The sequence below is a fragment of the Zavarzinella formosa DSM 19928 genome, assembly GCF_000255705.1.
In the GTDB taxonomy this organism is placed as follows: Bacteria; Planctomycetota; Planctomycetia; order Gemmatales; family Gemmataceae; genus Zavarzinella; species Zavarzinella formosa.
In genome coordinates this window covers 9,381-21,554 of record NZ_JH636447.1, presented here as the reverse complement: position 1 = coordinate 21,554, position 12,174 = coordinate 9,381, and the positions used below count along the sequence as shown (strand labels likewise).

Below are 12,174 nucleotides of genomic sequence, written 5' to 3'. Positions count from 1 at the left end.
ATCAACCCGTTGTCGCTCGGTTTGGGCCGATCCGTGAACAGCTTTCCACTGTAGACTTCGATCTGGCCGTCCGTCTCGTACTCGTCTCCATCACCATCGTAAGCGGTGTTGATGTGCTGGACGATTAGCTTTCCTTCGTCGGTCTGCCCGATGACGTTTACGGGTATGCCTTGCTCCGTGTAGTTGGTGATCATGGTGGTGCTCCATCGTTCGCCGGGTTTGATTGCCCATGGGTGCGATGACGTTAGCGCGGATTGCGCGTGCAGTAAAGCGGTTTGTTGGGGAGTGGCGGCACTACAATGACCCTACACATCGGACGTCCCGAAAAACCTATGTTCCCGTCGTTTGATCACTGGATGGCGACGTCGATTTAGAACACCTGAAGGCGCTTGATGGCCGAAAGGAGGAGGTGATGTTTTCCGTGCTGTTTGAAGTCCGCCCCAAATCCGACCAATGGGATGCTTATCTGGGCCTCGCCAAAATGCTCAAACCAGAATTGGAGCAGATCGAGGGCTTTGTCGATAACATCCGCTATCGCAGCCTCACCCGCGAGGGATGGATACTCTCGCTTTCGGGCTGGCGCGATGAGAAGGCCTTGGTTCGCTGGCGAACCAAGGCAAAACATCACGAAGTTCAGGAGAAGGGCCGTTACGAAGTGCTTCGAGACTACCATCTGAGGGTTGGCCAGTTGACGCGGGACACCAAGCCTCCCGTAGACGTCGTTTTGCGTGAACAGCGTCTGGATGAGACGGAGACAGGCGAGGGAACCACAGTGACCCTGATTGACGCCGTGAAACCGCCCGAATGGGTCAAGGAAACTTCTCCCGAGGATGTCGCCAAATGGCTGGGGCTTGCGTCCCCCACTCCGGGCTTGGTCGCATGGGATGTTTTCGACGCGGTCCTAACGCCAGGGAATATCATCCTCCTGGCGACGTGGAGTGACGAGACGGCGGCACTGGCTTTCGAGGGGATCGTATCGTTGAACGAAGGGGCAAGAATGCGTCGCGTCCGGGTGGTGCGTGATTATGGCATGTTCGACCGACGGGAAGCGCCCCAGTATTACCCAGATGTCAGCCGGACCGACACGGATTCATAAGCCGTCGCCCCCGCAAATGATTCATTTCCCCGGCTTGAACGACTTGAGAATGACTGTCCTTCGATTCTCCCCGACCTTCATATCCACCTTGACCATCCCGACGCCGCTGGCATGCCACGTCGTCATATCCTTGAACTTCCCGTTCGGCCCGGTTTTCACTTCCACGCGGATGGCTTTGAACTTGCCTGCCGGGGTCACGACCATCTCTTCCCCGATCACCCGGCAAACAGAATTGGCTTCCTCCGGCTTATTGACGCCGTATGGCTCAAACTTCCACGTCAGTCCTTCCTTCGCGGGCAGCTTTATATGCGACGCACCTTGTTTGGAGCCCGATGCCGAGCCATCCAATTCTGTCACCTCGTTGCGGGTGACGATGACACGGGTTTGATATGGCTTGTCCGATTCGTCGCCCCATCGGACGGTGATGATGTGGCCGGCGCTTGTCTTCTCCGCCTTTACGACGGTCGTCTTTTGTTCGGTAATCTCGCCGTTTGACACTTCCTCATACACGCATTCATCACCCACACGGATCGGATGATAAAACACCTCGCGATCCTTGAGCATCGGCGCGGGAAGTGCGACTGACGCGACCAGCAGGGCAATGGTGATGGAACGCATGGCCGCTCCTACTTCCCCGGTGTGAATGACTTCATCACCCTGGCATAACCTCCGTCCTTCCCGGCATGTTCGTCCTTCACCACACCGACCGCCGGAGCATACCAGAGTGACGACCGCCTTGCTGCTCCCGAGGATTCGTACTCGACGTCGATCCGAAATGCCTTAAACTTTCCCGCCGGGACTTCCACATCTTCTTCCTTCGCCATTTTGTATTGGAGTTTCAATGGCGTCGTCCCGCCCCGGTTCGCCTCGGCAGTCCAGGTCGCGCCAGGCTTCAGCGGGAACTGAAGGACACAGTACGGCTCGATGAACACCGTTCCCAGTTGGGACATCCGGAAGAGTCCCTTTTCGCTAATCCGCATTTGAGACACCTCCGGTCCGACATTCCCCGCCACTTCGCGTCCGATTGACACGATTGTCGCTCCGTCTTTCGTCTCGACGGCCGTCACGACCTCGGTTATTTCCACGGTCGAGTCCGGATTCCTGATCTCCATCACCCAGCGGTCTCTGACCTTGGCGGGGTAGTAGGGGCCTGTCCGTTCGTCCTTCAGCCTGGGGGCTGAGTCGGCCGGGATGGCGAGGACCAGAACAAAACAGATGACCAGCAATCGTGACATGGCAGTCCTTCGGTGGAAAAAGGCATTCTACTTGGGAACGGGCGTTACTTACCCGGCGTGAACGATTTCAACACCATGACACTCTCCAAGTTCCCCGACATGCCTGTCATCTTCACCAATCCCAAGTTCGGCGCGTACCAGTAGGTGGCCTCGGTCTTCACCCGACCTACCTGTGATTTCATCTCCAGACGGATGGTTTTGAATTTCCCTGCGGGAACCTCAACGTCTTCCGTCTTCACTGTCGTGTACTCGTTCGAGACGGGAAAGTTGCAGTGCTCTTGACCGTCCAAGTGTCTCCCGGAGTGGCAAGCAACTTCAGAAGTTGGGCTGGCGGTTTCAGATCCATGTTGGCGTACCAAGTCCGGGTCAGACCATTGGGCGTCACCTCCATCCGCGAGATCGGGGTGACTTCATCGCAGATTTTACGTCCGGTGGTGACGATCATGCCCGCATCCGTCGGCTCGACCTTGATAACCACCATCACTTCTTCAACGGCGCCATCTCCGAATGTGGTCTCATATACGAGCGTGTCGCCGACCTTTGTCGGATAGTACACAAGGTGCGACCTTGTCCTCCGGTGTCGGGGCGGCAATGGCCAGAACGGGCAGCATCAAGAGGCTGGGCAAAGTGCGTAACATTACGTTTCTCCAAGGGTGACGCCATTCTACCAAACCGGGTTGCGTCTCTCCCCTCTTCTCGTATTCCTCCTCTTCGCCAACGCAAGACGCGAAGGCAAGGGCGGGGGCGGCGAGAGCCGATGCCATGACGGCAGTCCCTCGTTCAACTTTGACGGATCGCGGATGGCTTATGGTTTCTGCGGACTCCTCACGAGCACTTTATCGCCACCGCTCCAGCCTCGACCAGGGCCACCGCCAGTACCCGCCATCGAGACACTCGCTCCCGCAATACCAAAACCGCGATCAGCGTGCCGAAGAGGATTGACGTTTCCCGCAACGCCGCAACCAGGGCGATGTCCGCGCGAGTCATTGCCCACAGTGCCAGGGCGTAAGAGGCGAACGAACTCCCGCCTCCGAATAACCCGATCTGCCACCACCGTCCAGAGGTGACCGTTTCCCTCCGACGACGGATGAAAAACGCCGCCGGTGAGAAGCCCAAAACGGTGATGATCAGCATCCAGCCGGTGTAGCTGAACGCATTCCCCGACCGCCTCGCCCCCACGCCGTCCACCATCGTGTACAGCACCACAATCGCCGCCGTTGCCAGAGCCAGCCCCACCGGCGCCAGTTTCCGCCCGGCCGAGGCGCGGGCGCCGAACGCAAGCAGCAACACGCCACTGGCAATGAGGAATACCCCGGACCATCCCAATTCCCGAGGCCATTCGCCAAGCAGCAAGGCCGCGCAAATGGCCGTGAGACCCGGAGCGGTTCCTCGCATCAGCGGGTAGACAAGGCTCAGGTCGCCGACGCGGTATGTCACGGCGACCATCGTGAAGTAGCCGACATGCACAATCCCGGAAGCCAGGAGAAACGGCAGTGATTCCGCGGCGGGAAGGGGGAGGAAGACGAGCGCCGGAGCAGACACCAGCGCGGCCCCGGCGGCGATTCTGGCGGTGTCGAGCACACGGTCAGTCCCGGCCCGGACGAGGGCGTTCCACCCGGCGTGCAAGAGCGCCGCGAACAAAACCGGGATGGCCACGTCCCACGTCATCAACCGCGCCTCATCACCCATTTAAGTCAACAGGAAGTTGTTGCGTGAACGAAACGGGCGGAGCGAGGCTGCGGACTGCCCCAAATGGCGTGGCAAGCCAACGCGGTCCGAACCCCCGAATCCGATGAAACCAGACACGCCTCAGTCAATTGGATTTGGTCAGTTTGATGATCCCTGTTGCGGTGTAGGTTTTCCCGTTGGCGCGGACGGTGATGTCGAATTTCGCGTGGATACTGTCGCCGTCAAGGGTGCCAGACATGGGTTGGTTGGAATTTCCCTTCAGAACTTTGGTGGTGTCCCATTTGATCTTTCCGTCGGCAACCGTTCCCGCCACGGCGCTGACATTAGCGCCGTCGGTCGTCAGTTCACCCTTGAAGTGCGTCCCGTCCCGTTCTGTGATTTTGAGGATCGCCGGCATGGTTTTGTTCGTTTCATTTCGATGTTTTTCCCCCTTCCACACCGAGCCAATCGTCAGCCGGTCGGCGGCGGGGGCCGGTTTGACAACCACGGGATTAACTGTCTTCACAGCCGACACGTCATAGATCCGCGTCACCCCGCCAGCGCCGCCAATCGCCACCTTCTTGCCGTCGGCCGAGACGGACACGGGGACGATTCTTTCCAAATTGGGTTTTCGTATCGGGGCGTTCTTGCCGGCCGGCTTGGGCGCCGGTTTGCCGAGGTCGTAGGGTTCGTCCGGCAGTTGAAAGAGACCGACGAGGCTCTTGTCCGCAATATCCCAAACAAAGACCCTGTTCCTTCGGACTCTCGCGGCGTTGTCGTCGAACCAGACGAAGGACAAATAGCGGGAACCGTCGCGGCTGAACACATCCATGTCCGCATGCCAGTCGGGCGGCAGACTGTCGGCATCGTATGGGGATGGAAGTTTGTTGCCGGCCGGCTTTGGGGCCGGACGGGCGGGATACTTTGGCGAAAAAACAACCGTGCTTTTGCCGGTTTGGGGATTGTAAACCGCAATGCCATTCGACTGATGGATCAGGAATGTTTTTCCGTCCGGCCTCCATTGCATCAGTTCTTCAATCACCACATCGCCGGGAGGCTTGAGGGGAACCTTCCCGGCGTCCGGCGAGTAAATGTTCAAGCCTTGTCCATAGGCGGCGAACCGGTTGGAATCGGGCGAAAACTCCAACGAGTTCACGCGGCCCTTCAAAATACCCGGCAACCCTTTCCCGGTTTCGCTGGAGGCCACGGCCTCCGCCTCTTCCGGAATTCCTTCCGTCTGCCATTTGATTTTCCGGGTTTTCAAATCCCAGAGGGTGATGACGCCGCCCAAATACGACCGGACTGTCCCCTTGGATTTCCCCGTCCACTCGTCGGAGGCAAGGGCCAGATACGCGCCATCGGGCGACAAGGAGGCCGCCGTGTACCTGCTTCCCACTCCCAAGGGAGGGACCGAAAAAGAAACCTCGCCGGTGTTGGCGTCCCACACAGACCCGGCTCGGGCGTCGACAATCGCCGCCGTCTGGCCGTCGGCGGAAAAATATCGCTTGCCACCATAGTTGGCAAAACGACGTTGTTCGATTCCCTTCAAGACGCACACCTGCCGCTGATTGGCAACATCCCACACCACGGCGCCAAGGCCGCCGGCGAGCATTCGAGATCCATTCGCTGAAAAAATCATCCAGCCAAGGTCACCATCCGGCCCCTTCAGGACGGCAATTTCCCTGGCCTCGTCTCCCTTCAGGAGGGCGGACTCCTTGGCCTCGGCCGCGATGGAACGACCGGAAGGCAGACAACAGGCGACACTCATGATGATGACGCGGAATGTCCAAGTGTTCACGGGCTTGTCTCTGGAGGAATGTGGCGAGAGCAGGCGGGGTTTTTGTAGCGAGGAGGTGGCTGCCTGTCAGTTAATGGGGGCGTTTTGTTTCCATATGATCGGCCGCCGACATGCCAGACGATCACGTTCCGTGAATGCGGATGATGGGATGGCAAACACGGCGTCCTGGCCCGCAACCGCATTCAGGAGAACATTGATGTCACACGGCACGGAATTTGACATCAACGTCTCGGGGATAAAGGTCGGATTTGGGGGATGTTGCTGGCGAATGCCACTGCGACCAATACCATGACCCGTTTTCCCCATGGAGCGGATATGACCATCGACGGAGTTTCACAGGCCACTGGCATTGCTTGGCTGGCGGACATCGACGCGGGCGCCGACGGGCTCAAGCTGACGATCCGGGATCGCACATCCGAGGCCATGAACGCAACCGTCCCCGTCCCCGTCCCCGCCGACGATTCGATGGCCATCCTGACTGAGCAACCAAAATGTCCGCAGGCCGTCACCGGGAATTTGGTGGTTGAGGCGAGCCGCAACGAGGTGAGGTTCACTCTCGGCGAGCTGAATGCGGCCGTCAGGCTGGGCGACATCGGCGGGGCGTTCTCGGGAGACAAGGCGTGACCAAAAAGTGTTCTTCTACACCGATCCGGTCGCGGCCTTGTGGATGTGCAAGACCTATCGCATGAAGTTCCTTGCGGGAACGTTCTGTTTGCAGACGGAGAGGATGCGGCTCAAGGCGAACTATTTGGGTTTGCGGGGCTACCGCCTGCCAAGCGAGGCGGAGTGGGAATTCACCTGTAGGGCCAGCACACTGACAAGCCGCCATTATGGCGAGACAGAGGAATTGCTCGGCCAATATGCGTGGTGTGACAAGATGTACACGGCGTGCAAGATGCTTCCCGTGGGCAGCCTGAAACCAAACGACTTGGGCCTGTTCGACATGCTGGGAAATGCAACGGAATGGTGCCAGAGCATGATTGTGGACTACCGCCTGTCAAGCGAAGAACAGGCCGGTGGGGTTGTGGTTGAGAATAGCAGATTCCGTGTTTCACGCGGCGGTGGATTCGGCTTTCCCGCCCGCATGGCACGGTCAGCCGACCGTGGCTGGGGATTTCCAATGACTCTCGACAGTCGCAATGGCTTCCGCGTTGCAAGGACGTTGATTTCCGATTGATCAAATGCCGGGTTGGCGCCGCCGAGCAGCCAGTCCGATCCGGAAACCGGACCTAGCTCGTGTTGGACGAATGCTTCTGGTGTCGAAACTTCACGCACCGGAATCGAGCCGGTGAATCACTTCCCGGACACCATGCAATCTGGCCGCCAGCAACTGGTCCCACCAGTCGAGGCATTGAGTTCGGACCTCTTCATTTCCCGCCTGCTCGGCCTCGTCGTAAAGCCGGAGAACGACGGGCGGCAAGTTGGCGAATTCGTGGGCATGACGGTTCGCCGGATCGCTCATCGCCGGGGACAAGTCGCCCGACAGCCGTCGGCTCACGGCAAAAACCAAATCGGCCAGCGGGACGAGCGATCCGGCATGATGTGTTAAAAAATCCATCAGCCAGAATGGACGGGAGGCAAGTCCCGGCCCCGCGGCAAAACGGATGGCGAGGTCCAACACCTCTGGTTCGTCGGCGTCAGACACGTTGCAGAACGCCCTGGCCGCCGCCTCTTGGACTTTTTCATCGGGATCATCAACCAACTCGCGAAGAAGGTCCGCGCAAGCCGTCGTTCTGCGACGATCGCCGATGCCGCCCGCCGCGGCGGCCGCCACTCCTGTTCTTTGGGCCGCCGTTCCCCGTCGGCAACTCTCAAGCAGCGGATGAAGTTCTCCCAAATAAAGATGCCAGACGGCCAGCCAGAACGCTCCGTTTTCGGCCGCGTGCTCATCGGGTGAGTTCGCCATGCGTTCGATCAGCGGACGGAGCCTCGCGGTTTGGGTCATGAAGGCGATGCCAATGAAATCAGCAACCTGACGGGACGACAGGATGGCGTCAATCGTTTCACAGGTCTGGAGGAACAGATCAACGGCGATATTTTCATCTCGTTCAAAGAGCACTCCACAAACACCGGCCGCCGCAATCCGCACCGCCGGGGAAAAATCGGTGACGGCGTGCCGGATGGCCGGCAAAAATTCATCAAGGCGGGCCGATGATGCCTCCACAAGGGAGCCGATTGCAGTCACGGCGACCGCACGGACGCAATTGAGCGCGTCGATTTCCCAACGGTCCTTGTCATCAATTGAGCAAACCGAGTCCTCAGAATCCGGGTTCGGATGCGTCGTGGCATGCCGGCACAAGATCCGACACGCGTCCCGAGTCCATGACGCCGTGGCTCGTTCTCCCATCAGCCGACAGGCAGCAATCGCCACAGCGCGGTCCTCCCGGCCTCCATGTCGTTCGACCAGGGCAACGATGGAATCGTCGGTCGCACAAGACCATTCCGGGCCGGCATCGGTCGGAGGATTGTCGTCGCCCGCGTTTCGCAGGATCGCCTCAACAAATACGTCTCCGGCCGTGTCGTCAAGCCGCAGCCCAAGACAGACGAATCGAGCGGGCTCGCGACAAGTCTGATGTCCCAACAACAAGGCAAAATTTCCCGTGCCCCCCCAGTTCTGCGGGTTCCCACGATGATGGCGAAGCCCCTGAAACCGGCGAGAAGCAGGAGGACACCGGATGATGTTCAGCCAGGCCAAATCGGTGAGCCGGGATGGCCGGCCGGCCGGGGTGCGATCCCCATCCCAATAAACCCTCAAGTTTAGGGGAGGATCGACCTCGTCCGCCGGCCGCCTGAATTTTCGTTCCAACACGCCCGATTCAGACTTGGCCGGGTCGCTCAGGCGTTCCGGCGGGAATGCGGGAAGAATGGCGTGACGGGACAGGCCGACGATGTTGGATTGAAGCGTGTTCCATTCCCGAAAGGCGCTGGCTTGCGAAATGACGCTCCGTCGCTCGTCCGGGCCCTGATACTTCATAATCGTCGCCTCCAGTTCGCGATATGCCTCCGGCGAACATTTGGAAGCATGGCGGCCGATCACCAGGCGGGCGATCCCGCACCGTCTCCCATTCCCGTCACGGATGGACAGACGACGGGCATCTCCGCACAGCCAGCCGGCCGCGACATCGGCTCCCGCCAGGGCGACTCCCAACGTGTATTGCACGCTCAACGACGGATGATTGACCCCTGACCCGATTTGTTTGGCAAACCCGGCCGGGTCGCGACCGGCGAAGACCGCCCCCGCGCGGGCGATGATGTCCAGAATGTCCACAAACGGTTCGGATCTCGCCCGCCACATCGCCGGCCGCCAGACGCTGTCGGTCACAAGCTCTCCGTCGCGATTTGCCCAGGTCGCCGTCTCGCGGTTTGTTTCACACACCCGGAGAATGCGAGGCATCAATCCGGTCCAGCACCGTTCCGCGTCGGCTTCGGCGGCCCTTGTCAACGCCGCGGCGTCATGGATTGGAATCCGGTTCGGAAAGTCCGATGCCTTTCGGTTTGCTTCGGGGGCGTCGAAAAACGCCTCCAGCAATCGGATAAGCCGCCGGGGTGCTTGCTCCGCAAGACGCTCGGCCGACAAGTAGGGCCGGGCGAGGCGGCCGCAGTGAACGAGCCGCAAGCGTTGCTCGAACAATGCGTCGCTGTCCTCGTCTGGATCAAACGGCAACGCCCGGGCCGCCGCTGGCGGGTCGGAGTCGACGAGCGGCGTCATCAGCCTTGCGACTTGGTCTCCCCGCCGGGAGGCCAGAAAATGGCACACCCGCAAGGCAAAATCCCTGCGAGGTCCTTCCCCCGACAGCAACCACGCGCCAAGCAGATTTTGGCGTTCAAGCCCGTCAAACCAGGCGGCAGACCGGATGACGACCAAGTCGAGCAAATGCTCGCTGAATCCCGGTCGCGACGCCAGCTCGCACCCCAAATCCGTCTCCTGCGGCGACGGGTCCGTGATGTCTCCCATCACCCCCAGGGTCAAATGTTTGAGGTGAAACCGAATCCGGTCATCGAACAGCAACTCCCGGACGGCTGTCACAAAATCGCCCGGAGAATCATCACGCAGCATGGTGAGGAGGAGCCGAAGCTGATCCCGGCGCAACAAAGATTGGTCCCCGGCCCGCAGCCATTCCGTCACCGTTTGGTTTCCGGCGGCGACGCTGGCGGTCAGCCTGTCCGCGAGCAGGTACTCAAAATGGCGCTGGTGAGCGAATTGAACACGGCCATTGGATTCTCGCAGCGCCCCGGCGGACAACAGGGCGGACCTCGCGGTGTCGAAGGCGTCCAGGCAACGGGCCGGAACCGACAATCCTCCCCCCCGGTCCAGCAGGGTGACAAGTTCGTTAATCACTGCCCGCGCATCGGCGTTTGAAATTCCCGCCTTTGCAAGTCCTGATATCTGGAGTCGCCAATACATCCTCATGAGGCCGCTCAAGGTACTCCATCCGTCGGGAGCTTGCGGCCCGCCAATGTCATGCCACAGTGACAGTAGCAGCGGAGAACGGAGCAATTGCCGTTGTTTGGCCGTCAGACGCCCGGAATCCCCTCCAAGGGCGGAAACAACCGTTTTCACTTCGTCGTCCGTGAATTCACCGACCGGCGTCTCTTGTGTCTTGTGTTTTTCCAGCCAGCTCCGGATTTGCTGATCGTCCCGAAGATCAAATGTCCGGCAGGCGAGAACCACGACGATGTTCGGCAACGCCAGCGCTGCTTCGATCATCTCCCGGCATGCCTCCCACCGGGCGGCGGCGTGCGAAGAAGTCCAGCGAATGGAGTCCAGCTGGTCGAGGATCAGAACAGAGATCCGCCCCGGGTAACATGAATGCAACACGGCGCCCGGGGCCGCCGGGAGAGCGCACTGGGTCACTCCGTACTGATGTGCGCTCACGCCGGGCGGCCGGACATCCAGCCGCAACGGCAAAAAGAGGATGCCCGCGCCGTTCATCAAGCCGGTCAACTGCCTCAAAACAGTGCTTTTTCCGTCCCCAGCCCGGCCGTGAATCACCTGAAGCCTGGATGCGCCAACGTCTTGAATCCGCCGAAACACGAGATCCGTTGCCTCGCGAGCCACCGGAAACCGGCCGGCCAATCCTCCACCGTCCGACTCGCAAAATTCGCTTCGCAACCGCTCAACTCTCGCTCCGACATTGGCGTCACCGGACAGGTTCAGCAGACGGTATCCCCTGCCGGTCAGATGGCTGCGGACATCATCGACGAGGATTGGCTGGCCGAGACGGTCTTGGGCGAAATTCGCCAGCGTTTCCACCGCCTCGGCGGTCCTGTCGGCGACGTGACAACCCGCCCAGGCGCGAAGATCGGCGTCGCCTGCGCGACTGTCCTCAAAAAGATGACAGTCAATTCGTCGCAACAGCATGAAGACGGCATGACGGGCAGTCTCGGTGTCCGCATCCATCCTTACGGCTTCGCGGAGCATGGCAAGATTTTTGCCATGGGCTTTCGTCCCTCCCGTCACCTGAAAAAACACCTTTTCGTCTTCGCCCGCCGTTCTGGCGAGATCGGCAAGCTCTCGAAGTTCCGCGGCCGGATGGGTGGACACAAACGTAAATTGGGCGTCCGGGTCGCGGCCGAGCTGGGCGGCCATTTTGGCGAGAACACCGTCACCGGCGAGACGCGACAGGCTCCACTGCCCCCGCATTCGATTTTTCCGCTTGCACTGATAGGCGTGTCGCTTGCCATCCGTGTCGGTCGTCCAGACATCCACGCCCTCTTCTGCGTCTCCCAACGCCTCCAGCAGCACGCAAGCCAGTTCGCCGGCAAGCAATCGAATCAGAAGGCGGGCCACCCACAGCCCCTCATAACGGTTGCCGAGTTTGTCCGCGATGCCTCCCGTCATCCCCGCCACGCCGGTCCTCCTTTGTGCTGGTTGCGAGAATGAATTGTACATGATGTGTCGGAGGCGTTGGCTGGATTTGCCCGGCGAATTATCCTCTGCGAAGCACTTGCTCTGAAACTCTTCGGGAATCCAACAGCCGTCTAAATGGTGCATCCGCCAAGTTATCGCACAGATGGCGGGGTGGCGACGCCGGCCGGCCGACGGGGCCGGTGACGCCGTCGTCGGCCCCAGTGAAATGGATGTCGGTGCGAGTTCCAGTAAGCCGTCGCCCGGTTCACCGCCTCAACGATCTCCTCCCATGTCCCGAATCGTCGGCCCTTGAGCGCCAGGGACCGCAGGATCTTCCACCACGGCTCGATCAGGTTCAAGTACGCCGCCGCGACCGGCTGGAAGACAAACTCCCATCGCGGGCATGCCACGTTGAACAACAGCACGTCGCGGGATCCGTGGGCGGCCAGGTTGTCGAGGACGGCGTAGACGCGGGTGATGCCAGCCGGGAGCCATCGCTCGACCCGCTCCAGAAAATCGATCCAGT

The 12,174-nt window shown here is 60.2% G+C and carries 12 protein-coding genes; 3 read left to right on the top strand and 9 right to left on the bottom strand.

The features are described from left to right. The coding region (locus BGIM_RS54340; RefSeq protein ID WP_193788953.1) for a hypothetical protein at nt 1-194 on the bottom strand (194 nt) is incomplete at its 3' end. A gap of 218 nt (nt 195-412) precedes the next feature. Here BGIM_RS54340 and BGIM_RS0136715 point away from each other — a divergent pair. Then, the gene (locus BGIM_RS0136715; RefSeq protein ID WP_020474619.1) at nt 413-1,096 is read left to right on the top strand and encodes an antibiotic biosynthesis monooxygenase family protein; all 684 of its coding nucleotides are present in this window, start codon (nt 413-415) and stop codon (nt 1,094-1,096) included. A gap of 21 nt (nt 1,097-1,117) precedes the next feature. Here BGIM_RS0136715 and BGIM_RS0136710 read toward each other — a convergent pair whose 3' ends face one another. The 6 genes from BGIM_RS0136710 to BGIM_RS0136685 form a co-directional block, all read right to left on the bottom strand. Next, the gene (locus BGIM_RS0136710; RefSeq protein WP_020474618.1) at nt 1,118-1,714 is read right to left on the bottom strand and encodes a hypothetical protein; all 597 of its coding nucleotides are present in this window, start codon (nt 1,712-1,714) and stop codon (nt 1,118-1,120) included. Nucleotides 1,715-1,722: 8 nt separating this feature from the next. Beyond that, on the bottom strand, nt 1,723-2,331 hold the full coding sequence (locus BGIM_RS0136705) for a TapB family protein (RefSeq protein ID WP_020474617.1): 609 nt from the start codon (nt 2,329-2,331) through the stop codon (nt 1,723-1,725). 44 nt (nt 2,332-2,375) lie between these two features. Next, nucleotides 2,376-2,570, bottom strand: coding sequence for a TapB family protein (locus tag BGIM_RS0136700; RefSeq protein ID WP_020474616.1), 195 nt, complete (start codon nt 2,568-2,570; stop codon nt 2,376-2,378). Then, entirely contained in the window at nt 2,567-2,887 is a 321-nt protein-coding gene (locus BGIM_RS0136695) for a hypothetical protein (RefSeq protein ID WP_020474615.1), read from the bottom strand. Before BGIM_RS0136695 ends, BGIM_RS0136700 begins: the two co-directional genes overlap by 4 nt. Before the next feature lie 269 nt (nt 2,888-3,156). After that, the gene (locus BGIM_RS0136690) at nt 3,157-3,999 is read right to left on the bottom strand and encodes an EamA family transporter (protein ID WP_020474614.1); all 843 of its coding nucleotides are present in this window, start codon (nt 3,997-3,999) and stop codon (nt 3,157-3,159) included. A gap of 145 nt (nt 4,000-4,144) precedes the next feature. Next, nucleotides 4,145-5,797: a WD40 repeat domain-containing protein gene (locus tag BGIM_RS0136685; protein ID WP_020474613.1), complete on the bottom strand. Its 1,653-nt coding sequence runs from the start codon at nt 5,795-5,797 to the stop codon at nt 4,145-4,147. 288 nt (nt 5,798-6,085) lie between these two features. On the opposite strand from BGIM_RS0136685, the gene BGIM_RS0136680 reads away from it, so the two are divergent. Beyond that, nucleotides 6,086-6,421, top strand: coding sequence for a hypothetical protein (locus BGIM_RS0136680; protein WP_162136325.1), 336 nt, complete (start codon nt 6,086-6,088; stop codon nt 6,419-6,421). A gap of 7 nt (nt 6,422-6,428) precedes the next feature. After that, on the top strand, nt 6,429-6,974 hold the full coding sequence (locus tag BGIM_RS58900; protein WP_020474610.1) for a formylglycine-generating enzyme family protein: 546 nt from the start codon (nt 6,429-6,431) through the stop codon (nt 6,972-6,974). A 90-nt stretch (nt 6,975-7,064) separates the two neighbouring features. Here the strand turns inward: BGIM_RS58900 and BGIM_RS0136670 are convergent, their stop codons facing one another. Together BGIM_RS0136670 and BGIM_RS66165 are read right to left on the bottom strand one after the other, a co-directional pair. Further along, nucleotides 7,065-11,648, bottom strand: a complete 4,584-nt coding sequence (locus BGIM_RS0136670; protein ID WP_029631335.1) for a hypothetical protein — start codon at nt 11,646-11,648, stop codon at nt 7,065-7,067. Nucleotides 11,649-11,800: 152 nt separating this feature from the next. After that, nucleotides 11,801-12,174 (bottom strand): transposase (locus BGIM_RS66165; protein ID WP_040891565.1); only part of this gene is annotated, 374 nt, incomplete at its 5' end.

Coding starts and splice junctions, on each gene's coding strand:
- BGIM_RS0136715 (WP_020474619.1), top strand. CDS start 413: ATGTTTTCCGTGCTGTTTGAAGTCCGCCCCAAATCCGACCAATGGGAT.
- BGIM_RS0136710 (WP_020474618.1), bottom strand. CDS start 1,714: ATGCGTTCCATCACCATTGCCCTGCTGGTCGCGTCAGTCGCACTTCCC.
- BGIM_RS0136705 (WP_020474617.1), bottom strand. CDS start 2,331: ATGTCACGATTGCTGGTCATCTGTTTTGTTCTGGTCCTCGCCATCCCG.
- BGIM_RS0136690 (WP_020474614.1), bottom strand. CDS start 3,999: ATGACGTGGGACGTGGCCATCCCGGTTTTGTTCGCGGCGCTCTTGCAC.
- BGIM_RS0136680 (WP_162136325.1), top strand. CDS start 6,086: ATGACCCGTTTTCCCCATGGAGCGGATATGACCATCGACGGAGTTTCA.